General features: G+C 68.0%; 24 protein-coding genes. 21 read left to right on the top strand and 3 right to left on the bottom strand.

From position 1 onward, the window contains the following. Window positions 1–17: 17 nt before the first annotated feature. A complete protein-coding gene (locus KL771_RS11935) occupies window positions 18–479 on the bottom strand; it encodes a hypothetical protein (RefSeq protein ID WP_261968778.1) in 462 nt (153 codons plus the stop codon). Between the two features lie 586 nt (window positions 480–1,065). Here KL771_RS11935 and KL771_RS11930 point away from each other — a divergent pair. From KL771_RS11930 to KL771_RS11905, 6 genes are all read left to right on the top strand, one after another. Further along, window positions 1,066–1,620, top strand: a complete 555-nt coding sequence (locus tag KL771_RS11930; RefSeq protein ID WP_261968777.1) for a peroxiredoxin — start codon at window positions 1,066–1,068, stop codon at window positions 1,618–1,620. 93 nt (window positions 1,621–1,713) lie between these two features. Then, a complete protein-coding gene (locus KL771_RS11925; protein WP_261968776.1) occupies window positions 1,714–2,256 on the top strand; it encodes a carboxymuconolactone decarboxylase family protein in 543 nt (180 codons plus the stop codon). 12 nt (window positions 2,257–2,268) lie between these two features. Beyond that, window positions 2,269–3,081 carry an SDR family NAD(P)-dependent oxidoreductase gene (locus tag KL771_RS11920; RefSeq protein ID WP_261968775.1) on the top strand — a complete coding sequence of 271 codons (813 nt, stop codon included), beginning with the start codon at window positions 2,269–2,271 and terminating at the stop codon, window positions 3,079–3,081. 236 nt (window positions 3,082–3,317) lie between these two features. After that, window positions 3,318–5,195, top strand: a complete 1,878-nt coding sequence (gene nifA / locus KL771_RS11915) for a nif-specific transcriptional activator NifA (RefSeq protein ID WP_261968774.1) — start codon at window positions 3,318–3,320, stop codon at window positions 5,193–5,195. A 161-nt stretch (window positions 5,196–5,356) separates the two neighbouring features. Next, a complete protein-coding gene (locus KL771_RS11910) occupies window positions 5,357–6,868 on the top strand; it encodes a C25 family cysteine peptidase (RefSeq protein ID WP_261968773.1) in 1,512 nt (503 codons plus the stop codon). After that, on the top strand, window positions 6,868–7,116 hold the full coding sequence (locus KL771_RS11905; protein ID WP_261968772.1) for a hypothetical protein: 249 nt from the start codon (window positions 6,868–6,870) through the stop codon (window positions 7,114–7,116). Before KL771_RS11910 ends, KL771_RS11905 begins: the two co-directional genes overlap by 1 nt. A 209-nt stretch (window positions 7,117–7,325) precedes the next feature. Here KL771_RS11905 and KL771_RS11900 read toward each other — a convergent pair whose 3' ends face one another. Next, the gene (locus tag KL771_RS11900; protein ID WP_261968771.1) at window positions 7,326–7,958 is read right to left on the bottom strand and encodes a DUF2239 family protein; all 633 of its coding nucleotides are present in this window, start codon (window positions 7,956–7,958) and stop codon (window positions 7,326–7,328) included. 225 nt (window positions 7,959–8,183) lie between these two features. On the opposite strand from KL771_RS11900, the gene nifB reads away from it, so the two are divergent. The 8 genes from nifB to KL771_RS11860 all read left to right on the top strand — a co-directional run bounded on the left by nifB (window position 8,184) and on the right by KL771_RS11860 (window position 14,779). Continuing rightward, complete coding sequence (gene nifB / locus KL771_RS11895) at window positions 8,184–9,671, top strand: nitrogenase cofactor biosynthesis protein NifB (protein ID WP_261968770.1); 1,488 nt, start codon at window positions 8,184–8,186, stop codon at window positions 9,669–9,671. 68 nt (window positions 9,672–9,739) lie between these two features. Next, window positions 9,740–9,937 (top strand): 4Fe-4S dicluster domain-containing protein, encoded by a 198-nt coding sequence (locus tag KL771_RS11890; RefSeq protein ID WP_054361003.1) that lies wholly within the window; start codon window positions 9,740–9,742, stop codon window positions 9,935–9,937. A 49-nt stretch (window positions 9,938–9,986) separates the two neighbouring features. Beyond that, complete coding sequence (locus KL771_RS11885; RefSeq protein ID WP_261968769.1) at window positions 9,987–10,757, top strand: 4Fe4S-binding leucine-rich repeat protein; 771 nt, start codon at window positions 9,987–9,989, stop codon at window positions 10,755–10,757. Then, on the top strand, window positions 10,757–11,077 hold the full coding sequence (locus tag KL771_RS11880; RefSeq protein ID WP_261968768.1) for a nitrogen fixation protein NifZ: 321 nt from the start codon (window positions 10,757–10,759) through the stop codon (window positions 11,075–11,077). Before KL771_RS11885 ends, KL771_RS11880 begins: the two co-directional genes overlap by 1 nt. Before the next feature lie 58 nt (window positions 11,078–11,135). Continuing rightward, window positions 11,136–11,348, top strand: a complete 213-nt coding sequence (nifT, locus tag KL771_RS11875) for a putative nitrogen fixation protein NifT (RefSeq protein ID WP_261968767.1) — start codon at window positions 11,136–11,138, stop codon at window positions 11,346–11,348. A gap of 1 nt (window position 11,349) precedes the next feature. Further along, window positions 11,350–12,219, top strand: a complete 870-nt coding sequence (locus KL771_RS11870; RefSeq protein WP_261968766.1) for an SIR2 family NAD-dependent protein deacylase — start codon at window positions 11,350–11,352, stop codon at window positions 12,217–12,219. Window positions 12,220–12,310: 91 nt separating this feature from the next. Further along, the gene (locus tag KL771_RS11865; protein ID WP_261968765.1) at window positions 12,311–13,108 is read left to right on the top strand and encodes an SDR family oxidoreductase; all 798 of its coding nucleotides are present in this window, start codon (window positions 12,311–12,313) and stop codon (window positions 13,106–13,108) included. Between the two features lie 138 nt (window positions 13,109–13,246). After that, window positions 13,247–14,779 (top strand): peptidoglycan DD-metalloendopeptidase family protein, encoded by a 1,533-nt coding sequence (locus tag KL771_RS11860; protein ID WP_261968764.1) that lies wholly within the window; start codon window positions 13,247–13,249, stop codon window positions 14,777–14,779. Between the two features lie 237 nt (window positions 14,780–15,016). On the opposite strand, the gene KL771_RS11855 is transcribed toward KL771_RS11860, so the two are convergent. Beyond that, a complete protein-coding gene (locus KL771_RS11855) occupies window positions 15,017–15,904 on the bottom strand; it encodes an ATP-binding protein (RefSeq protein ID WP_390866595.1) in 888 nt (295 codons plus the stop codon). Between the two features lie 386 nt (window positions 15,905–16,290). On the opposite strand from KL771_RS11855, the gene yajC reads away from it, so the two are divergent. The 7 genes from yajC (at window position 16,291) to KL771_RS11820 (ending at window position 23,153) form a co-directional block, all read left to right on the top strand. Then, entirely contained in the window at window positions 16,291–16,626 is a 336-nt protein-coding gene (gene yajC / locus KL771_RS11850; RefSeq protein WP_054361011.1) for a preprotein translocase subunit YajC, read from the top strand. 83 nt (window positions 16,627–16,709) lie between these two features. Further along, on the top strand, window positions 16,710–18,311 hold the full coding sequence (gene secD / locus KL771_RS11845; protein ID WP_261968763.1) for a protein translocase subunit SecD: 1,602 nt from the start codon (window positions 16,710–16,712) through the stop codon (window positions 18,309–18,311). Window positions 18,312–18,376: 65 nt separating this feature from the next. Then, window positions 18,377–19,324, top strand: a complete 948-nt coding sequence (secF, locus tag KL771_RS11840; protein WP_261968762.1) for a protein translocase subunit SecF — start codon at window positions 18,377–18,379, stop codon at window positions 19,322–19,324. Between the two features lie 9 nt (window positions 19,325–19,333). Then, window positions 19,334–19,720 carry an Mth938-like domain-containing protein gene (locus tag KL771_RS11835; protein WP_261968761.1) on the top strand — a complete coding sequence of 129 codons (387 nt, stop codon included), beginning with the start codon at window positions 19,334–19,336 and terminating at the stop codon, window positions 19,718–19,720. A 44-nt stretch (window positions 19,721–19,764) separates the two neighbouring features. Further along, on the top strand, window positions 19,765–20,622 hold the full coding sequence (locus KL771_RS11830; RefSeq protein ID WP_261968760.1) for a phytoene/squalene synthase family protein: 858 nt from the start codon (window positions 19,765–19,767) through the stop codon (window positions 20,620–20,622). Window positions 20,623–20,794: 172 nt separating this feature from the next. Then, window positions 20,795–21,892, top strand: a complete 1,098-nt coding sequence (locus KL771_RS11825; RefSeq protein ID WP_261968759.1) for a TRAP transporter substrate-binding protein — start codon at window positions 20,795–20,797, stop codon at window positions 21,890–21,892. A gap of 457 nt (window positions 21,893–22,349) precedes the next feature. Continuing rightward, on the top strand, window positions 22,350–23,153 hold the full coding sequence (locus tag KL771_RS11820; RefSeq protein ID WP_261968758.1) for a transglutaminase-like cysteine peptidase: 804 nt from the start codon (window positions 22,350–22,352) through the stop codon (window positions 23,151–23,153). Window positions 23,154–23,271: the final 118 nt, after the last annotated feature.

Below are 23,271 nucleotides of genomic sequence, written 5' to 3'. Positions count from 1 at the left end.
GCTCCAGCCCGGCGGGCCTACTCCGCCGCGATGCGCAGAGGCGGGATGTGATCGGGCACGATCCGGTCGGGTGCAGTCTGTACGGGCAGGGCGGCGGCCGTGAAGCGCAGCCCGACCACGACCCCGGCCTCCGTCACGGCGAGGCCGCGCCGCTGATCGGCCGTGACGGCAGACCAGACCCGCCGCCCGTCGACCCGTCGCAATTGGGTGTCGAGCACCATCGGCCGGAAGCCGAGTTCGCGTGCGACATGCGGCTTGACCCGGTAGGTCATGCCGTCGCGGGTGACGGCCAGATCGTTGATCGAAAATCCGGCTTCCTCAAGCAAGGTCTCGAGGATCAGCATCGACCGTTCACCCACCGCCGGGCCACAGGCCGTCAGCGATGCGACCGGTACGCCCAAACGTTTAAGCGGCAGAAGATGCGTGAACGCGGTTCGCGCGAACATGGTATCGATTTCAAGATCGATGTCGTCGTCCATGGCCGCCCCCTGCCAAACCGCGACTCATTCAAGAGTACAGGAGCCCGGGCGGCGCGGGAAAGTTAACAAAGGTTTTCCACCGGAGTCTGCAACCGGGAGCGCCCGCCCTCGGGACAGTCGCCGGGCTGCCTGGCTCGGCCGCCGGGCTGTTGCTGCTGCCGGTCGCGACGGTCCGGCACCAGCCGGCACTGCGGGTCAAAAAAAGACCGCCGGCTCTTTCGAGGGCGGTCTTAAGTCTAGGGAGGAAACGCCCAAGGAGGGCTGCAACGTCACCGTTGCGGGATTGTGTATAGCCAATTTTGCGGCACTGCACAATGCGACGTTTTTGCATTGCGGGCATGCCTTGCAGATTCCGCATCGGGACTTGCGCGTCGCCGACGGCACACAGAGGCGGCCGTGCCGCGGAGGCGGGCGGCCGTGTCCCACCCGCTCGCCCCCTCCGCGTTCCGCCGGGGTGATGTCGGCTTTCCGACAGGGGCGACATTCGACAATTCCGGGCGTGCCAGAAAAATATCATGAAATCAATATTTTAATGGGTGGCATGATGCCTGCATTCTATCCCTCGGTCCATTGCGGAGAGGGTGCCATGCTCGGAATTGGTGACAAGCTGCCGGCCTTCGAGATCGTCGGCGTCAGACCCGGCTTCAACAGCCATGTGGAAAACGGCGTTTCCGCCTTCGAGACGCTGACCGAGGCGAGCTTTGCGGGCAAGTGGAAGGTGATCTTCTTCTATCCGAAGGACTTCACCTTCGTTTGCCCGACCGAGATCGCCGAATTCGCCCGACTGGGCGCCGATTTCGCCGACCGCGATGCGGTCGTGCTCGGCGGCTCGACCGACAACGAGTTCGTCAAGCTGGCCTGGCGGCGCGACCACAAGGATCTCGACCGGCTGCCGATCTGGCAGTTCGCCGACACCAAGGGCCTGCTGGTCGACGGTCTCGGCATCCGATCGCCCGACGGGGTCGCCTATCGCATCACCTACGTGGTCGATCCCGACAACACGATCCAGCATGTCTACGCGACCAATCTCAATGTCGGGCGCAACCCGAAGGACACGCTGCGGGTGCTCGACGCCCTGCAGACCGACGAACTGTGCCCGTGCAACCGCGATGTCGGCGGTGCGACCCTGAAGGCCGCCTGATCCCCGGTGCGCGGCCGCGTCTCGGCCGCGCACCGGACGGCCTCCGCCAACACGCCCTCGGGCTCCCGCTATCCGTCGAGATCGGAGTGACGCATGTCGATTGCCGCGCTCAAGGCACGCCTGCCGGCCTATGCCAAGGACGTCGGCCTGAACCTCTCCTCGATCGCCGAGGAGGACGGTCTGACCGCGCAGCAGAAATACGGGTTGATGGTCGCCTGCGGCCACGCCACCCGCAACGGCGAGGTCGCCGCCGCGCTGGAGGCCGAGGCCGCGCCGCATCTCGCCCCGGAGGCGCTCGACGCGGCGCGGGCGGCGGCGGCCATCATGGCCATGAACAACATCTACTACCGCTTCGTGCATCTCGCCACGAATGCGGAATATCGTGCCATGCCGGCCCGGCTGCGCATGTCGGTCGTCGGCAAGCCGGGGGTCGAGAAGGTCGATTTCGAGCTCTGGTCGCTGGCCGTCTCGGCGGTCAACGGCTGCGGCCTGTGCATCGACAGCCACGAGAAGGTGCTGCGCGAGGCCGGCATCGGCGCGGCGACGATCCAGACGGCGGTGCGCTTCGCGGCTGTGATCCAGTCGGCCGCCGTGGCGCTGGAGACGCTCGGCTTTGCCGCCGCGGCGGCCGAGTAGGGGAGGGCGCGGATGCTGGCCCTTTCGGATCCGCCCGCTGCCGGCCGCTGCCCGTTTCCGCATGGCGAGCCCGTGGCCGCCGACCCGCAGCGCCGGCGCACCGTCGTCGTCACGGGCGGTAGCCGCGGCATCGGCCACGCCATCGTCAAGCGCTTCGCCGCCGAGGGTTGGCGGATCCTGACCTGTTCCCGGCATCCCTTCGATGCCGGCCTCTGCCCCTGGGAGACGGGCCCCGACGACCATATCCGCCTCGATCTCGCCGACCGCAACGGCCTGCCGGAGGGCATCGCCGAAATCCGCCGCCGGCTCGCCGGCGCCCCGCTCGATGCGCTGGTCAACAATGCCGGCGTCTCGCCGAAAGGCGCGGCGGGCGAGCGGTTGAACGCGCTGACCACGCCCGATGCGCTCTGGATGGGCGTCTTCCACGTCAATTTCCTGGCGCCGCTGCTGCTCGCCCGCGGCCTGTTCGAGGAACTCGCCCGCGCGCGCGGCTCAGTCGTCAACATCACCTCGGTGGTCGGCACCCGCGTGCATCCCTTCGCCGGCGCCGCCTACGCGACCTCGAAGGCGGCGCTGTCCGCACTGACCCGCGAGATGGCGGTCGATTTCGCCCCCTACGGCATCCGCGTCAACGCGGTCGCACCCGGCGAGATCGTCACCGACATCCTGTCGCCGGGAACCGAGGAGCGCTTCGTGCCGCTCATTCCGATGAAGCGTCTCGGCCGGCCGGAGGAGGTCGCCGCCGTGGTCTCCTTCTTGTGTTCGGACGCCGCCAGCTACGTCACCGGTGAGGAGATCAACATCAACGGCGGACAGCTGCTTTGACGGCGACGGTCTACGCAAAAAGACGGACAGTCGGTTTGTCGATGTGCAGTGCGAATAAGCAGTAATGGATGCGTTTGCCGGCAATTCGCGCAAGACAGTACCGTCATTCGGTGGCAACCTGATAGCAATCGAAGATTTCGCAATGCCGTCAGGCCTTTCGTATACGGGGACCGGCCATGCAACACGCCGTGACGCTCGTCGAGAATGCATGTCAGTTTGAACCCGCGAAAGCTCCCATGCGACGCAGCCAGACATCGTCGGACATCGCGCTTCTTGGCATCTACGAGATCTCGAAGATCCTGACCGAACCGGTCCGGCTCGAGCGCCTGCTGACCGGCGTCGTGAATGTGATGAGTTCGTTCCTGCAGATGCGGCTCGGCATGATCGTCATCCTCGACGAGGCCGGCGATCCGGAGATCGTCGCCACCGCCGGCTGGGCCGGCGACGCCAAGGGCCGGCCGATCGAGACGCTGCCGCAATCCGTGATCGACCGGCTGGTCGCCACCGCGACCCCGATGGTGGTGCAGGACATCGCCAACGACCCGCTCTTTGCCGGCGCGTCCGGCTCCGGCGGGCGTGATCTGAAGGGGCGCGTCTCCTTCCTGGGCGTCCCGATCAAGGCCGACGACCGGGTTCTCGGCACGCTGACCATCGACCGGGTCTGGGACGGCGGCGCGCAATTCCGCTTCGACGAGGACCTGCGCTTCCTGGCCATGGTGGCCAACCTGGTCGGGCAAACGGTACGGTTGCACAAGATTCTGGCAGCCGACCGACAGCGCCTGCTCGACGAGCGCCGGTCGCTGGAAAAGGCGCTCGGCGACGAACTGGCCGCGCGCGGACGGGTGCCGACGCCGAAAGTCGGCGGCATCGTCGGCGAGAGCCTGCCGGTGCGCAAGGTGCTGGAGACGATCGCGATCGTCGCCAAGTCCAATTCGACCGTGCTCTTACGCGGCGAAAGCGGCACCGGCAAGGAACTGTTCGCGCGCGCGATCCACGACCTGTCGCCACGCAAGGCCAAGCCCTTCGTCAAGCTGAACTGCGCCGCGCTGCCCGAGAGCGTGCTGGAATCGGAACTGTTCGGTCACGAGAAGGGCGCCTTTACGGGCGCGTTGACGCAGCGGGCCGGCCGCTTCGAGATGGCCCATGGCGGCACGCTGCTGCTCGACGAGATCGGCGAGATCTCGGCGAGCTTCCAGGCCAAACTCTTGCGGGTATTGCAGGAGGGCGAGTTCGAGCGGGTCGGCGGCAACCGCACGCTGAAGGTCGACGTGCGCCTGATCTGCGCCACCAACAAGAATCTCGAAGAGGCCGTCGCGAAAGGCGAATTCCGCGCCGATCTCTACTATCGCATCAACGTCGTGCCGGTCTTCCTGCCGCCGCTGCGCGAGCGCCCCGGCGACATCGCGCTGCTCGCCCGTTCCTTTCTGGATCGCTTCAACCGGGAAAACGGGCGCAAGCTGGATATCTCCGGGCAGGCCATGGACCTGCTCAAGTCCTGCTATTTTCCCGGCAATGTGCGTGAGCTGGAGAACTGCGTCCGCCGCACCGCCACCTTGGCGCGCGGCAGCCTGATCCAGCATGACGACTTCGCCTGCGCCTCCGGCAATTGCCTGTCCGCGCTGCTCTGGACCGGGCACGGCAAGCGCGCGCCTTCCGACGCGGTCGGCGATCTGGCGGCCGGTCGTGCCGTCACGCCGGTGGTGGCGCGCGCGCCGGCGCCGTCCCCCGCGCCCGCCCGGGTGCCCGCAGCGGAGTCCGGTGCGGCCGCACCGCTGCCGACCCCATCCGCTGCCGCTGCGCTCCCAATGGCCGCGCCGAACGGCCCGTCCCGCGGCTCATCCCACTTCTCATCCCACGGGCCGGCGACCCCGGGGCTTCCCTCCGCGGGGGCCGCTCCATCCGGGCCGCGCACCGCCGACCCGCAGACCTGCGAACATGCCGGCGATGGCACCTGTCCGGCGCTCGGGTCGCGCCTGACCGAGAAGGATCGGCTGATCGACGCCATGGAGCGGACCGGCTGGGTCCAGGCCAAGGCCGCCCGCCTGCTCGGCATCACCCCCCGCCAGATCGGCTACGCCCTGAAGCGCTACGGCGTCGAGATGAAGCGGTATTGACCGGAGGCAAGGCCGGGAGCCGGCTGCGGCGTTGCACCGGCTCACGGTCTGCGGTCGAGGGGAGGTTTGCGGGCACTTAATGATTAAACAACTTGAAGGGGAATATTCTCCAATCTATCGTTACGCTCCATCGCAGCGTGAGAATAGATCGGGGGCGCGCCTTGAAGCTGATCATCCGCAACCGCACTGCAAGTGTTGAGAAATATGGTGAGGACGGGCTGCGCCGCCTGGACGAATCGCTAGCGAATTTGATTGCCGCGGATGCCGCGCGTGGGATCGAGACGCGCATCGTCGATGTCGACGACGCGCGGCAGATGGCAGATATATCGTCGCCGCCGGTGACGCTTCGCCAGAGTGCGCAGCAATTGAAGGCTGCGATCGACGGGCTCGACAAGGCCCTCAATCCAGACTTCTTCGTGCTGCTCGACGGACCGGACATCCTGCCGCATGTCGACCTCCGGATGCCGAAGGGGCTACATGAAGACCCGGATCCGAACATCCCGAGCGATCTGCCCTATGCCTGCAGCGCCCCCTATTCACCGTATCCTACCAGATACGGGGCCGTCACTCGCGTCGTCGGCCGCCTTCCGGCGCCGCCGGCCGATCACGATTCGCTGGGCTTCATGCTGCGTCAGATCGACCGTCTGGTCCGGCATAAGCCCGCCGCGCGTTCGGATTTCGCCGTTCCCTTCGCCTTGACCGCTAAGGTGTGGGACGTCTCGACTAGGCTCAGCATCGAGAAGGTGTTCGGGTCGGATCGCGAGGTGCTCGTCAGTCCGCCGAGTGGCCCGAGCGGGCTGGATGTCGCGTTGGGCCGGTTGCCGCATTTCATCAATTGCCACGGCGCGGACAGCGACGTGCAGTTCTATGGCCAGGACGACGCATCCATGCCGGTGGCGCTGACGAGCACGGGCCTTGCCGGCCCTGTCCGAGCGGGAACGGTAGCGGTCGCGGAATGCTGCTACGGCGCACAACTTTTCGATCCCGATCTGACCGGCGGCACCCTGCCGATCGCGTTGACCTATCTGGATCAAGGCGCAGTCGGCTTTCTGGGCTCGACCAACATCGCCTATGGACCTGCCGATTCGAACGGACAGGCCGATGTCCTGACGCACCTTTTCATGGCGGGCGTGCGCCGCGGTCTGACGCTCGGGCGCGCCTTACTGGAGGCGCGGCAGGAATTCGTGCGCAGCCAGTCTCTGGCCAATCCGACCAATCTGAAGACGCTGGCCCAGTTCGTCCTGTTGGGCGATCCGTCGATCCAGGCCTGTGCCGAGGCGGTGCGTAGAACCGATCTCGCCTTTGCGATGCCGGAATTGCAGGGGCTCAATGTGAAGAGCCGCGCGGTTCTGAAGGCTTCGGGCATTGCCGCAGCCGGTCAGGCTCTCTACCTGACCGGCAAGGAGATCGACGGCAACTTCCATCTGCGCTTCGACGACGCACTGGACCGCATCGCCGGACGCTATGGATTTTCGAAGGTCAAACCACGTGTTCTAGACGTCCGCGGCGGCGCGGTCCTCGGCCGACAGCTCAAGGCTCGGATGGAGACTCGCGCCAATGTGGTCTACTGTCAGCGCATCGAGGGGGCGGGAAAGTCCGTGCGCATCCGAGTCCTCAATGTCGCTGTCGCCAACGATCGACTGGTGAAAATCGAACTGAGCGAGAGTCGCTGATGCCTGTCGTCATGGAAGCCGTGCTGGGAACGGTCGAGCGCCGCCGTGTCGGCGCCGGATCGAAGAGCGACCATACCGCGGTCGTATTGAACGAGGGCGGGGGACGCGCGCCCCTGATCCTGCGCCGCAAGGGCGGCAATGCCTTTCAGGACGAAGAATTGGAGAGGCTGGTCGGCAAGCGCATCACGGCGCATGGTGCCCGTACGTCGACTACCTTCCTGCTCGACGACTGGAAGACGGTGGACTGACGCTCGCTGCCATTGCTGGGCCGCCACGGGCGAACGGGGTCGGACGCACTGCGGGCTGCGATAGGGCCGCTCGTCCGCTCGGGATCGCCGGAGTCCGTTCGCATGCCCAAGCCGAACCGCCTGCTCTTGGATGACGCGGTCAATTCGATCCGCCATCGGCGGGATGGAAATGTCGGATTCTGCCCGCCCGGGCCGGCGGCGCCGTCCGGTCAGGCCAACGCGCCCTCGGCCAGGCGGCGGGCGTGGTCGCGGATGTCGGCGGGCCAGGCTTCGGTCTCGGCGACGAAGCGGGCGTGGTCGCCGGCATAGAGCGCGCGGCTGGCCTCCTCGTAGCCGGGCAGGTCGCCGGCCATGGCGGTCATGAACCGCTGCGTCGCCGTGCGCAGGTCGCGGACCATGTCGTCCCAGGCCGCCTGCTTGCGTTCCCGATCGATCAGCTTGCGCAAGGCTACGGACGCGCCGCCCGGCTGGCTGGCGAGCCAGTCCCAATGCCGCGGCAGCAGCGTGATCTCGCGGGCCACCACGCCCAGCTTCGGGCGGCCCCGGCCGGCTCTACCGGCCTCGTCGGAAGTACCGGCCTTGCCGGCTTCGTCGTTGCTGTTGTCCGGCGCGCCGGTCGGCGCCATGGCCTCGGCATAGCGGGCCGCAATCGCCTCGGGCCCCCCGCTCAGATCGAGATCGACCTGCCCGCCGGACCTGTCGTCGAAGACGAGCGCCATGATCTGGCCTTCCTCCGACAGGGCGGACAGGGCTTGCGCCACGGCGGCGCGCGGTCCGGCCGCCAGGCGCCGGCCGTCCAGGAATGCGGTGACGGTCGTGGTCGTCGCTGTCGTCGTCATCATCGTGAGCCTCCGAACGGGTCGCGATTTCTACCCGGATATTATTTTGAAGGCAATATCATCCGGGTAAAAATATCGTTCATCCTTGTCGGGGTCTCGACATTCGGCTGTCGGACTCCGTGCCGGGACTCTGTCGATTTCGTTCATCATACTGAAATCAAACGATAAAAATCCTGGCGCGCGGCTTGCGATCCTGTCCCCGACCACACTCGGAGGGGAGTGACCAGGATGAACCAGCCGCTGATGATCTCGCTCGACAGTCTGGCCCAGCCGATCGACTTCGAGGCGCTCGAAGCCACCGCCAAGTCCGGCGGCTGCGCGTCCTCGTCCTGCGGATCGTCCGCCAAGCCGGACGACATGGACGCGGATGTCTGGGAGCGGATCAAGGATCACCCCTGCTACTCGGAAGAGGCGCACCACTATTTCGCGCGCATGCATGTCGCGGTCGCACCGGCCTGCAACATCCAGTGCCACTACTGCAACCGGAAATACGATTGCGCCAACGAGAGCCGGCCCGGCGTCGTCTCCGAGAAGCTGACCCCCGACCAGGCCCGGCGCAAGGTGATCGCGGTCGCCAACGAGGTGCCGCAACTGTCCGTGCTCGGCATCGCCGGCCCGGGCGACGCCTGTTACGACTGGAACAAGACCAGGGCGACTTTCAACCAGATCTCCAAGGACATTCCCGACATCAAGCTGTGCATCTCGACCAACGGTCTGGCCCTGCCGGACCATGTCGACGAACTGGCGGCGATGAACGTCGATCACGTCACGATCACGATCAACATGGTCGATCCGGAGATCGGGGCGAAGATCTATCCCTGGATCTTCTATCAGCACCGGCGCTGGCACGGCATCGAGGCCGCGCGGATCCTGCACGAGCGGCAGATGCTCGGCCTGGAGATGCTCACCGCGCGCGGCATCCTGACCAAGATCAACTCGGTCATGATCCCGGGCGTCAACGACGAGCACCTGATCGAGGTCAATCGCTGGGTCAAGGCGCGCGGCGCCTTCCTGCACAATGTCATGCCGCTGATCTCCGACCCGGCGCACGGCACCCATTACGGCCTGACCGGCCAGCGCGGGCCGACCGCCATGGAGTTGAAGGCGCTGCAGGACCGGCTCGAAGGCGGCGCCAAGCTGATGCGCCATTGCCGCCAATGCCGTGCCGATGCGGTCGGCCTGCTCGGCGAGGATCGTGGCCAGGAATTCACCCTCGACCAGCTGCCCGAGGCGGTCGCCTACGACCCGGCCAGGCGGGCGGCCTATCGGGAGGTCGTCGCCAAGGAGCGCGGCGACCATGTCGCGGCCAAGCAATCCGCCGTTGCGACCGTCAAGGACAGCGCCCAGGAGGGCGGCACACTGCTGGTCGCGGTGGCGACCAAGGGCGGCGGCCGGATCAACGAGCATTTCGGCCATGCCCGCGAGTTCCAGGTCTACGAGGCCTCACCGAAGGGCATCGCCTTCGTCGGCCACCGCAAGGTCGACAATTACTGCATGGGCGGCTTCGGCGAGGACGCGACGCTCGACGGGGTGATCGCGGCGCTGGAGGGCATCGCGGTGGTGCTCTGCGCCAAGATCGGCGACTGCCCGCAGGACATGCTGACGGCGGCCGGCATCACGGCGACCGACCGCTATGCCCTCGACTACATCGAGACCGCGATCGGCGCCCTCTACGCGGCGACCTTCGGGCGCGCGATCGAGCAGGCCGTCGCCTGAACCCTTCCCACCGGACCGGCGGGAAAGGCCGCCGGTCGTCTCCATCCCCGGAAGTCAAGGAGAGACCCATGGCGTTCAAGATCATCGCCTCCCAGTGCACCGCCTGCGGCGCCTGCGAATTCGAGTGCCCCTCGGCGGCGATCCGGTTCAAGGGCGAGACCTACATCATCGATCCGAAGAAGTGCACCGAATGCGAGGGCGCCTTCGACGTGCAGCAATGCGCCAATGTCTGCCCGGTGCCGAACACCTGCGTGAAGGCGGCCTGAGCCGGGCCATCGGGTCCGAGCACTGCGACGAGCGGGGAGGCCGGCCGCCATGGCGGATGCGGGTGCCGATTTCGATCCCGACGAGGGGCCGACCGACTGGCTCGGCAACCCGGTCTCCTGTTCGGATTGCCCGCACGAGGAGACCCGGGCCGCCGGCCGCTGCGAGTTCGGCCGAACCTGCGTGATGGACCGGCGCGGCCGGCGGATCGACCGCTTCTTCGCGGCCAACCCGCGTCACGCCGAGCGTTACCTCGATCATCCCTATTTCGAGGTCCGCACGCTCGCCGCCCGCTATGCCTCGCCGTTCCGGCTGGTCGGCCTGATGGACGATCCCGAGCCGGATGTGCGCGCCATGGTCGCCCTGCGGCTGCCGCTCAGCCGGGTTCGGGCGCTGAAGGACGATCCGGAGCCACGCGTCCGCATCGCCCTGGCCATGAGATTGGCCGGCGACGATCTCGGCGTGCTGTTCGAGGACCCGGACTACACCGTGCGGCTGGCTGCTGCCCGGCGGGCGGAGCCGGCGCTGCTGATCCGGCTCCTCCGCGATATCGACGCCTCGGTGCGCCGCGAGGTCGCCCGGCGCGCGCCCGACTATGCGCTGCCCGGCCTCGTCGCCGATCCCGATCCGCTGGTCCGGGTCGAGGTGGCGCGCCGGCTGGCGCCGGACCGGCTGGTGCTGATGACCGGCGATCCGGATTTCCGGGTCCGCTTCCTGTGCGCGGAGCGGCTGCCGGCCGGACTGGTCGTCCGCCTGCTGGCCGATGCCGACGAGAGCGTGCGCGAGATGGCGCAATCACGACTGGAACAGGGAGAGGAATGATGGGTCTCGGCGTCGAACAGGAGATCGAAATCCGCAAGCCCCCTGTCTTCATGCCCGGAGAGAAGGTGCGATCGACCAAATATGTCAAGAATGACGGCACCTATCGGGGCAAGGATATCGGTGAGATGCTGGTCGCCAAGGGCGATGTCGGCTATGTGCGCGACATCGGAACCTTCCTGCAGCAATTCTATATCTATGCCGTCGAATGGATCGACCGCGGCACCATCGTGGGCATGCGCGGCAAGGAACTGGTCAGCCTCGACAAGCCCGAACCGGTGCGCGCGCGCCCGAGAGCCGGCGGGCCCGAAGCGACGGCATGACGACCGATGGCGCCGGGGCCTGCCGCTCCGACCGCACCGACTTCCGGGGAGTAAGCCGATGAAAGTGATGATCCGCCGCGGCGACAAGGGGCTCTCGGCCTATGTGCCGAAGAAGGACCTTGAGGAGCCGATCGTCGAGACCGAGAAGGACACGCTCTGGGGCGGCTCTGTGAAACTCAAGAACGGCTGGACCCTGATCCTGCCCGACATGCCGGCCGATACCCGGCTGCCGATCACCGTCAACGCCCGCAAGCTCGGCGGGGAGGATTGAAATGGCCGCCACGATCGAACTCGACATCGTCGCCCCCGCCGCGGCTCCAGCCGTCCTGGCCGACATCCGGACCCGGCTCGCCGCCGACCAGCTGGTGCCCTATCTCGGGCCGGCCCTGATCGGCCTGGAAGGACCCGCACCGGTGCCGGCGACGCCGGAGGCGGTCGCCGCCGAACTGCACAAGCGGGCGCCCGCGCCCGGGCGCATCCGCAATTCGATGTGGTCGGTCGCCCAGTTCATCGAGAGCCGCCGCCATCGCAAGACGCTGCAGGCCTTCATGGCCGACATCTTCGCCCATGCGGTCGCGCCGAACCGGCTGCATGCCGGCCTCGCCGCGCTGCCGCTCTCGCTGATCGTCGACACCTGGTACGAGGGCGCCATGGCGGCGGGCCTCAGGCGCGCGGGCCGGACCGATTTCGCTGAGATTCAGGGCGTGACCCGCGCCGGCGAATTCCGCGACATCTGGACCCGGACCTACGGCCCCTCCGGCGCCGAGATCCTGCCCGAGGCGGCCGAGGCGGCGGCGACGGTGCTCTATGCGCCGCATGGCGGCATCCGGCCGGCGAGGAATTTCCTGGTCGCGGATTCCGACTATGTCGAGGTGCTGACCGAGATCGACATCCAGTCGCCGATCCCGGAGGCCGTCAAGGTGCGGCGGGCGACGCGCGGCTTCCTGTTCGTCGGCTGCCGCTTCCACGACCAGATGCTGCGCACCTATGCCCGCCAGATCATGAAGCGGTCGGCCGGGCCGCATTTCGCCGTTGTCGACGCCGCGGCCCTGACGCGCAACGAGGCGAAATTCCTCGCCGACCAGAACATCCGGGCGATCGACCTGCCGCTCGGCGCCGCGGTCGACGCCCTGGTCGGCTGATCGCCGGACCGGGCCTTCAACGGCGGCAGCCGCCATGGTTCCGCCGCCTTCGCTCGCGATCCCGGGCTCCCGAACCGGGTCCGGAGGCGGCATGAAACGACTGCAGGACAAGATCGCGATCGTCACCGGGGCCGCACGCGGCATCGGCGCGGCGGTGGCCGCGGCCTTCGCGGTCGAGGGGGCGATCGTCTGGGCGACCGACATCGGCGAGGCCGGCGGCCGGGCCGTGGCCGCCGCGCTCGGCGCCCCGCACCGCTTCGAGCGGCTGGACGTCCGCGTCGAGGCGGACTGGGAGCGCGTCGTCGCAGCCGCCGTCGCCGCGCATGGCCGGCTCGACATCCTCGTCAACAATGCCGGCATCACCGGCTTCGAGGGCGGCTTCGTCGCCCACGATCCCGAGCATGCCAGTCTGGCGGACTGGCGCGCCGTGCACGCGACCAATCTCGACGGCGTGTTTCTCGGTTGCAAGCATGCCATCCGGGCCATGCGGCCGGCCGGGCAGGGGGCGATCGTTAACATCTCGTCCCGATCCGGTATGGTCGGCATCCCGGCCGCGGCCGCCTATGCGGCCTCCAAGGCGGCGGTGCGCAACCACACCAAGACGGTGGCGCTCTGGTGCGCCGAACAGGGTCTCGCCATCCGGTGCAACTCGATTCATCCGGCCGCCGTGCTGACGCCGATGTGGGAGCCGATGCTCGGCGATGGCCCCGAACGGGCGGCCCGGATGGCGGCTTTCGTGGCCGATACGCCGCTGCGGCGTTTCGGTCGGCCCGAGGAGGTCGCCGCGCTGTGCGTGCTCGCCGCCTCCGACGAGGTGGCCTATATGACCGGCGCCGAACTGGTCATCGATGGAGGCCTTCTGGCCGGAACGGCGGCGCGACCGCACTGAGGATTCCGACTCGACTGTGGCGGATCGGCCACGATCGCGTCCGATATTTCAAGAGCCCAACCCTCGGCTTAAGGCTTTATCAACGTTACAGCGGCTTAATCATGCGGAAGTTGATCCAGTGCGCGTGAGTGAGTTGCGATGCGTATGCCCGTCACGATTTCCCGGTCTTCTAAGGTTTCGCATGCGGTCGCGGTCGCCCTGATGGCTTCCACGGTGGCCGGCTGCAGCTCTGAAATCGCCCGTTTCGGCGACACGGATAACCAGCGCTCCATCCTTTCGGGCACCCCGGCGCCGGCCGCCTCCGACACCACCGGCTCGATCAACGCGGCACCCGCGCCGGTCAGCCGGGCGATGCTGCCGCCCCCGGCGACCCAGGGCTACGCGCCGCCGCCGGCCCAGAACGCCCCGGTCTATCAGCCGCCGCGGGTCGCCACCCAGCCGACCTATTCGGCGCCGGCCTATGGCACGCCGACCTACACCCCGCCGCCCGTCGCCGCCGCGCCGGCCCCGATCGCGACCCCGACCGCCAACGGCTGGCAGGTCGGTCCGAACGCGGTCGTGCTGAAGCAGGGCGAGACGATCGACACCCTGTCGCGCCGCTACGGCATTCCATCCTCGGCGATCCTGCAGGCGAACAATTTCGCCGACGGCTCGCGCGTGACGCCGGGCACCCGCATCGTCATCCCGACCTATTCGGTGCCGGCCCCGGCGGTCGCCGCCGCACCGGCGCCCGCCGCGCCCCGCGTCGCCGTGGCTCCGCCGCGCCTGGCTGCCGCCCCGACCGTGGTCGCAAGGCCGGCGCCTGCCCCGGTGGTGACCGCGACCGTGAAGGCGCCGAGCGTGACCGCAACGGCCGTGACGGGCGTCAAGGTCGGCCCGCATATCGTGCGCAGCGGCGAGAGCCTGGAGCGGATCGCGGCCAGCTACGGCATCACCAAGGCGAAGCTGAAGGAGGCCAATGGCCTTAAGGGCGACGACGTGAAGCCCGGCCAGAAGCTGCTGCTGCCCTCGGGCGCCGTGCTGCGCCTCGCGGACAAGACACCGGCCGCGCCCGCTCCGGCGCCGCAGGTTGCGGTCAAGCCGATGCCGGCGCCGGCCGTCGTGGTGCCCGCGCCGCAGATCGCCGTCAAGCCGATGCCGGGCAAGCCGGGCGAGACCCGCGTGGCCACGATCGGCGCGCCGCCGGCCGCCGCTCCGGCCCCGACGCCCGCCCCGACCACGACGGAGAGCATCGCCGTCGCCAAGGAGCCCGGCGTCGACGGCCAAGCCACCCGCGGCGAGGCCAAGAGCGGCACCCCGTCGTTCCGCTGGCCGGTGCGCGGCCGCGTGATCAAGGAATTCGGCTCCGCCAACGGCGAGCGCAACGACGGCATCAACCTCGCGGTCCCGGAAGGCACTTCGATCAAGGCGGCCGAGGACGGCGAGGTGATCTATTCTGGCAACGAACTGAAGGGCTACGGCAACCTCGTCCTGGTCCGCCATCAGGACGGCTGGGTCACCGCCTATGCCCATGCCAGCGAGCTTCTGGTCAACAAGGGCGAGCGCATCACCCGCGGCCAGATCATCGCCCGGGCCGGTGCCACCGGCGGCGTCAACCAGCCGCAGCTGCATTTCGAAATCCGCAAGGGACAGCGTCCGGTCGATCCGAAACAGTTCCTCGCATCCAACTGACCGCCGCCGATCCGCCCGGATCGACGGCAGCCTCGAGGCGGCGACCAGGGTCCCACGAAAGGCCCCCGCCGCCTCCATTGTTTTTCGAGGGACTTCCTGCCGCGGCCCCGCCGGCATGCGGCACGACCCCCAAGCGCCCCTCGCCGGGCGCTTTCGCAGGTCCGACTATCGTTTGGGCGCAAGGCCGTCAGCACGCCCTGAAGCCGGCTCCTCCGGAACCAGCCCTTCGTACCCGCCTCACCCGTCGATGCGGACGCCCTGGCGGCCGGCGAGGTCCTGGATGTACTGCCAGGCGGTGCGGCCGGAGCGGGAGCCGCGGGTGGTCGACCATTCGAGGCAATCGCGCACCAGGCGGTCGTCGTCGAGCGTCAGTCCGAGATGGGCCGCATAGCCGCGCACCATGGCCAGATATTCGTCCTGACTGCATTTGTGGAAGCCGAGCCAGAGGCCGAAGCGGTCGGACAGCGACACCTTCTCCTCGACCGCCTCGTGCGGATTGATGGCCGTCGAGCGCTCGTTCTCCATCATGTCGCGCGGCAGCAGATGGCGCCGGTTGGAGGTCGCATAGAAGATCACGTTGGCCGGCCGTCCCTCGATGCCGCCTTCGAGCACCGCCTTCAGCGACTTGTAGGAGGTGTCGTCGCTATCGAAGGAGAGGTCGTCGCAGAAGACGATGAAGCGGTGCGGATCGTCTCGGACCAGCCCCATCAGAACGGGCAGGGATTCGATGTCCTCGCGATGGATCTCGACGAGTTTCAGCGGCAGCGCGCCCTCCTGGCGCAGCGTCTGATTGACGGTGGCATGCGCCGCCTTGACCAGCGACGACTTGCCCATGCCGCGCGCGCCCCAGAGCAGCGCGTTGTTGGCCGGCAGGCCGCGCGCGAAGCGCTCGGTATTGGCGAGCAGCGTGTCGCGTGCCCGGTCGATGCCCTGCAGGAGCGTCATCTCGACCCGGTTGACCTTGGGCACCGGCTGCAGCCGGTCGCCGACCGGATGCCAGACGAAGGCGTCGGCGGCGGCGAGGTCGACCGGCTTCGGGGCGTCCGGCACCGCGCGGGCGATCAACCCGATCAGCGTGTCGAGCCGGGCGACGAGGGCGGCGAAGTCGGCGGATGGATCGGACAAGGGCGCGCCTCCCGGGCGTTTTCTTGGAGCATCGCGGTCGAAACCGGGCCGCCGCCATAGCACGGCCGGCGCACGGGGCGAAAGCCGACCGCCCGCATGGTCGCTGCGCGATTGGTGGCCGCGCGACTGATCGCTGCGCAGCTGGTCGCCGCCTGGTGTGGTCGCTGGGCGCGCCCGAGCCCTGCGAAGGCCGCAGCGCCCCGCCCGGGAAGCGGATTCGTGCAGGGCCGGCACGCGGCGTTTGCAAAGATCCGCGCTGTCGCTATAGTCCGCCGCGCTTCGGGACGGGGCCTCCGTCCCGAAAACAAGCTTCCGTGCGCTTGCCGGACCGCCCGGCCCGGACCATATCAGGCGCGCTATCCCGTCCGCCCTCCGAGGAGTCTTCGATGTTCGTCACGCCTGCCTTCGCTCAAGCGGCGGCGCCCGGAGCCGGAGCCAACGATCTGTTCATGACGTTGGCCCCGTTCCTCTTCATCCTGCCGATCATGTATTTCATGATCATCCGCCCGCAGCGCCAGCAGGCCAAGCGTCATCAGGAGATGCTCGCCGGCGTCCGCCGTGGCGATACGATCGTGACCACCGGTGGTCTGATCGGCAAGGTCTCCAAGGTGGTGAGCGAAACCGAACTCGAAGTCGATCTCGGCGAGAGCACCAAGGTGCGTGTCGTCCGCAGCGCGATCGCCGAGGTCCGCACCAAGGGCGAGCCCGCCAAGGAGGCGTGACGCCATCGGGGCAACCCCGGCCGGCCGAGCGCGGCCGGCCGATGTCCAGCCCGGCCGAGCCGGGCGGCAATGAACGGTGAGACATGCTGTATTTCTCGCGCTGGAAAATCATCGCCATCGTGGCGGTCTGCCTCGCCGGCATCCTCTTCACGCTGCCGAACTTCTTCACGCGCGAGCAGCTGGCCGCGTTGCCCTCCTGGGTGCCGGCGCGCCAGATGACGCTCGGTCTCGACCTGCAGGGTGGCGCCCATGTGGTGCTCGAGGTCGATACGCCGGCGCTGGTCAAGGACCGGGTCGAGATCCTGCGCGACGACGTGCGCCGCGTGCTGCGCGAGGACCGGATCGGCTATACCGGTCTCGGCAGCCAGCAGACCAGCGTGCAGGTGCGCATCACCGACCAGAACCAGATCGAGAAGGCCACCGCCAAGCTCAACGGCCTGATCCAGAATCTGGCCGACACCACCTTCGGCGGCAAGCCGGTCAACGACCTGACGGTCGAGACCCCGGAGCCCGGGCTCTACCGCCTGACGCTGACCCAGGCCGGTCTCGACCACCGCGTCCGGCGCGCCGTCGAGCAGTCGATCGAGGTCATCCGCCGCCGCGTCGACCAACTCGGCACGACCGAACCGTCGATCGCGCGCCAGGGCGCGAACCGCATCCTGGTCCAGGTGCCCGGCCTGCAGGATACCGACCGGCTGAAGGCGATCCTGCAGCAGACCGCGCGGCTGACCTTCCACATGGTCGAGGACCGCGGGCCGAGCGTGCTCGAAGGCGCCAAGTCGTCCGACACCGAAGTCCTCTACACCAACGACCCGACCCCGGTCCCGGTGCTGATCCAGCGCCGCGCGATGCTGACCGGCGAGGAACTGGTCGATGCGCAGGCGACCTTCAGCCAGCAGTCGAGTGAGGCGGTGGTGTCATTCCGCTTCAACACGTCAGGCGCGCAGAAATTCGCCACCATCTCGCAGCAGAATGTCGGCCGGCCCTTCGCGATCGTGCTCGACCGCACGGTGATCAGCGATCCGGTCATCCGCGAGCCGATCCTCGGCGGCTCCGGCCAGATCTCGGGCAATTTCACCGTCCAGTCGGCCAACGACCTCGCGCTCCTGCTGCGCGCCGGCGCACTGCCGGCGACGCTGACCATCGTCGAGGAGCGCACCGTCGGTCCGGGCCTCGGCGCGGATTCGATCGCGGCCGGCAAGCTCGCGACCGTGATCGGCGGCGTCGCCGTGATCGTGTTCATGATGGCGAGCTACGGGCTGCTCGGAATCTTCGCGAATGTCGCGATGATCATCAACGTCTTCTTCACCTTCGCGATCCTGTCCAGTCTCGGGGCGACGCTGTCGCTGCCGGGCATCGCCGGCATCGCGCTGTCGATCGGCATGGCGGTCGATGCCAACGTGCTGATCTACGAGCGCGTGCGCGAGGAGCAGCGGCTCGGCCGGTCCGCGATTTCGGCCATCGATACCGGCTTCACGCGGGCCATCGGAACGATCACCGACTCCAACCTGACGACGCTGATCGCCGCCGCGGTGCTGTTCTTCCTCGGCACCGGCCCGATCCGCGGCTTCGCGGTGACGCTGGCGATCGGCAACATCACCAGCTTCTTCACCGCCGTGACCGTCACCCGGCTGATGGTGGCGCTGTGGGTGCGGCACTACCGCCCCGCGCGCGTTCCGCTCTGATCCCGATTCTTATCACCCAGGCGCGGCGCTCCTTCGAACGTCGCCCGCCCCGGATGGATTGACCCATGCTGCGGCTCATACCGGACGATACCAAGATCCCCTTCATGAGGTGGCGGACCGTCACCTTTCCGATCTCGGTCTGCCTGCTCGTCCTGACCGTAATGGCCTGGGGCGCCTTGGGCATCAACTACGGCATCGACTTCACGGGCGGCAATCTGATCGAGGTGCGCCACAAGGGCGGGCCGGCCGATCTGTCCGAACTGCGCAAGATGATCGGCGGGCTGGAGCTCGGCGAGGCCCAGGTGCAAGGCTTCGGCCAGGGCGACGACGTGATGATCCGCCTGCCGGAACAGCCCGGCGGCGACGCGGCCCAGCAGGTGGCGCTGAACAAGGTCAAAGACAAGCTCGGCGACGCCTACGAGATCCGCCGCACCGAGGTGGTCGGCCCGAGCGTCTCGGCCGACCTGCGCCGCGACGGCGCCATCGCGGTCGCCGTCTCGCTCGGTCTCGTGCTGATCTATCTCTGGTTCCGCTTCGAATGGCAGTTCGCCATCGGTGCCGTGCTGACCACCGCCCATGACATCGTCCTCACCATGGGGGTGATCATCATCTTCCAGCTGCAGTTCGACCTGCAGTCCCTGGCCGCGGTTCTGACGATCGTCGGCTATTCGCTCAACGACACCGTCGTGGTGTACGACCGCATCCGCGAAAGTCTGCGGAAATACAAGAAGATGCCGCTGCCGGATCTGATCGACCTGTCGATCAACCAGACCCTGTCGCGGACCATCTGCACGGCGCTGACCACCTTCATGGCCGTCCTGGCCCTGTTCGTGTTCGGCGGCGAGGCCCTGCGTGGCTTCAACTTCACCATGCTGGTCGGCATTGTGATCGGCACCTATTCGTCGATCGTGGTCTCCGCGCCGATGCTGATCTTCCTCAAGCTGCGTACCGGCGGCAGCCCTGAGGGGGTGGCCAAGTCCGATGCGGCCGCCGCCGCCAAGGCCCGGCCCTGATCCGCCGCCATGGCGAGCGCACCGGTTCAAGGCTTCTTTCCCGGACGGGCCGCCGTCGAGGCCTATGGCAGCGGCGGCTTCCGCTTTGCCGGCATGAGCCATCGCGGCTCGATCCTGTGCCTGCCGTCGGGGATCCATGCCTGGGCGGCGGCCGGGCCGGCCGACCTGACGCCGGCCGCGTTCCGGCTGATCTTCGACGAGACGCAGCCGATCGACATCCTGCTGGTCGGCACCGGGACCGGTCTCGTGCCGCTGCCGCCGGCCCTCAAGGCCCGCTTCCGGGAGCGCGGCATCAGCTCCGATTCCATGGCGACCGGGGCTGCGGTCAGTACCTACAACGTGCTGCTGGCTGAGAATCGGCGGGTCGCCGGGGCCTTTCTGGCGGTTGAACTATGATCGAGCCGGTCGCCGCGGCGCCATCGGCCCCTATCTCCCCATCCATGATCTCGCCGTCCCTCACCGATGCCTACGCCCTGGCTGCGGAGCGCGTGCGTGCGCTCGACAAGGACCGCTGGCTCGCCGGCCTGTTCGTGCCCGCGCAGGCACGGCCGCAAGTCTATGCGCTCTATGCCTTCTCGGCCGAGATCGCGCGGGTGCGCGACGTGGTCTCCGACCCGCTGCCCGGCGAGGTGCGGCTGCAATGGTGGCGCGACCTGATCGAAGGCTCGGCCCATGGCGAGGCGAACGCCAACCCGCTCGCCGCCGCCCTCCTCGACACGGTCGAGCGCTTCGCCCTGCCGCGGGCGGCGCTGGTCCGGCTGATCGACGCGCGCATCTTCGATCTCTATGACGATCCGATGCCGAGCGTGAACGATCTGGAGGGCTATGCCGGGGACACGTCGTCCGCTCTGCTGCAGCTCTCCGCGATCGTGCTGGCCGGCGGTGCGGATCCCGGTACGGCCGAGGTCGCCGGCCATGCCGGGGTCGCCTATGCACTGACCGGTCTGCTGCGCGCCTTCCCTTTCCACGCCGCGCGCGGCCAGGTCTTCCTGCCGGAGGACCTTCTGGGTCGGCACGGCATCGCGCGCGCCGACATCCTGTCCGGGCGCTCGACGCCCGGCCTGACCGCCGCGCTGGCCGAAACGGCGGTCCTGGCACGCGATCATCTGCAGCGAACCCGCGCTCTGATCGGCGGCGTCGGTCCGGCGATCCGGCCGGCCTTCCTGCCGGTCGCCCTGGTCGAGCCCTTCCTGAGGGCGCTGGAGAGGCCGGGCCGGGACCCGTTCCGGACGGTCGTCGACCTGCCGCAATGGCGCAAGCAATGGGTGCTCTGGCGCGCGGCCCGGCAGGCCGGATAGCGGGTCGCCGGCGAGGTGCCGCAACGAGATCTCGGCCCGATCGGGAGGCTGCCATGCGCCGGCCGGCCAGCCGGGTTGCCGCGGCTTCGCTATACCCGGAAACCCCGGAGTTCCAACGGCTTCGGACTATCGGTCGGCGTCCATGCAGCGCCGGCCTCGTGGAGGAGCAACAATGTCCCGTCGTCAGTTCTTGAAGACGGCCGCCGTCGGCGCCGTCGCCTCGACCGGCCTGGCCATGCCGGCCATCGCCCAGTCCACCCCGCCGATCAAGTGGCGTCTGACCTCGAGCTTCCCGAAGTCGCTCGACACCATCTTCGGCGCCGCCGAACTGTTCGCCAAGAACATCGCGGAAGCCACCGACAACAATTTCCAGATCCAGGTCTTCGCCGCCGGCGAGCTGGTGCCCGGCCTGCAGGCCGCCGATGCGGTCACCAACCGCACCGTCGAGATGGCGCATAGCGCCGCCTACTACTATGTCGGCAAGGATCCGACCTTCGCGCTCGGCACCGCGGCGCCGTTCCTGCTGAACTCGCGCATGCAGAACGCCTGGCGCTATTACGGCGGCGGCATCGATCTCATGAACGAGTTCTATGCCAAATACAACTTCATCGGCCTTCCGGGCGGCAATACCGGTTCGCAGATGGGCGGCTGGTTCCGCAAGGAGATCAAGACCGTCGACGACCTGAAGGGTCTCAAGATGCGCATCGCCGGCTTCGCCGGGCAGGTGCTCGCCAAGCTCGGCGGCGTGCCGCAGCAGCTGGCCGGCGGCGACATCTATCCGGCGCTGGAGAAGGGCACGATCGACGCGGCCGAATGGGTCGGCCCCTATGACGACGAGAAGCTCGGCTTCGTCAAGGTGGCGCCCTACTACTACTATCCGGGCTGGTGGGAAGGCGGCGCCATGCTCGAATTCTTCATCAACAAGGACGCCTATGCCGAACTTCCGAAGCCCTACCAGGCGGCGGTGCAATCGGCGGCCGCGATGGCCAACGTCCACATGCAGGCCAAGTATGACGCGGTCAATCCGGCCGCGATCAAGCGCCTGGCCGCCGGCGGCGCACAGCTGAAGCCGTTCCCGAGTGAGGTGATGGAAGCCTGCTTCAAGGCCTCCAACGAGATCTATGCCGAGGTGAATGCCAAGAACCCGGCCTTCAAGAAGATCTACGACTCGATCACCGCCTTCCGCGGCGATCAGTATCTGTGGTTCCAGATCTCCGAGTATACCTACGACACCTTCATGATGGTGCAGCAGCGCAAGCGCGCCATCTGACCGAAGGTCCGTTTGAGGTGTGACGAGGGCCGCCGGCGCAAGCCGCGCGGCCCTCGTGACGTCCGTCGGACCGGTTGTCGCGGGCGCCGTCGGCGCGATCGATTCCCCGGGGGACGGCAAATTCGGCGGCGGCGGCCGGGGGCGGCAGGCAGCGCCTGGGGGCGTCTGGGCGGCACCGGTAAAAGTTGCGGTGAATTGCAGGCATCGCCATGGTCACGGCCAAGTTACCGGCACGGACCGCCCAGTCGAATCGATCACTAGAATGCCACAGCCCGCTGTGTCTCGAATGCCACGGACAATTCATCGCCTTCCGGCGGGTCCCCAGCACGGGCCGAAATCCGTGTGACACGGCAAAAATTTTTTGCATAGTGATGGGAACAAAAGAGCCTTTGCGATTCAGACGATCGCTGAACGCTCTGCTCAAGAAGTCTGCCAAGATCATTCGACGGGGTTTGCCGTGGACGTTGCGGATGCAGCAAAGCGCCGCGCGGGTGCCTTGTTGCGCGCCCTGCGCCTGCCGGTCGGACGGACGGGGGCGGCCTCCCATGTCGCCCGCACCGTGCCGGGCGCGGCCTTCGGGCGCGGCGCGATCGCCATGCGAGCCGGACCGATCGGGCCGGTCCCGGCCGGATGGGTCCTCCGCTGCGCGCTTCTTGTCGGCTTGGGCGTCGGCCTGACCGTTTCTCAGGCGAATGCGCTGGACGGCGGGCAGGGGGCCGGACTGCGTCCGGTCGATGCGCCGGCCGGCTGGGCGGATCTGTGCAAGCGCAGCCCCGCCCTGTGCAGCCATCACAATCGCGCCCTCGATCGGGTCCGGCTCAGCGCCGAGACGATGCAGCAGCTGGTCGACGTCAATCAGGACGTCAATCATACGATCCGCTACGTCACCGACCAGGCCTTCCTCGGCCGCGAGGAATATTGGAGCCTGCCGATCGACGGCACCGGCGACTGCGAGGATTTCGCCTTGGAGAAGCGCCGCCGCCTGATGGCGCTCGGCTGGCCGCGCGCCGCGCTCCTGATGACGGTCGTGCTCGCCTATAATGGCGAATGGCATGCGGTGCTGACCGTCGACACCGACCAGGGCCCCATGATCCTCGACAACATGACCGACCAGGTCCTGCCGCCCGAAAAGACCGGCCACCGCTTCCATTCCAGCCAGAGCCGCGAGCACCCGAACCGCTGGGTCGCCTGGTCGACCCGCGAGTTCGTCGCCCGAGCCCCCGCACCGCCGACCCCTGCGGGCACTGCCGGCCAGGATTGATCGCGGCACCGCCGGCCAGGATTGATCGGGGCAATCAAGGGGCGGATTCGGGGGCCGGATTCCGCGTTTGCCGCCGCTCGGTGCCGTCCCGACGCCGACGGGCGCATCCGATCCCGCC

The sequence above is a fragment of the Prosthecodimorpha staleyi genome, from assembly GCF_018729455.1.
Lineage (GTDB): Bacteria > Pseudomonadota > Alphaproteobacteria > Rhizobiales > Ancalomicrobiaceae > Prosthecodimorpha > Prosthecodimorpha staleyi.
Note: the sequence above shows the minus strand (reverse complement) of the source record. Positions and strands in the feature narration are given on the sequence as shown.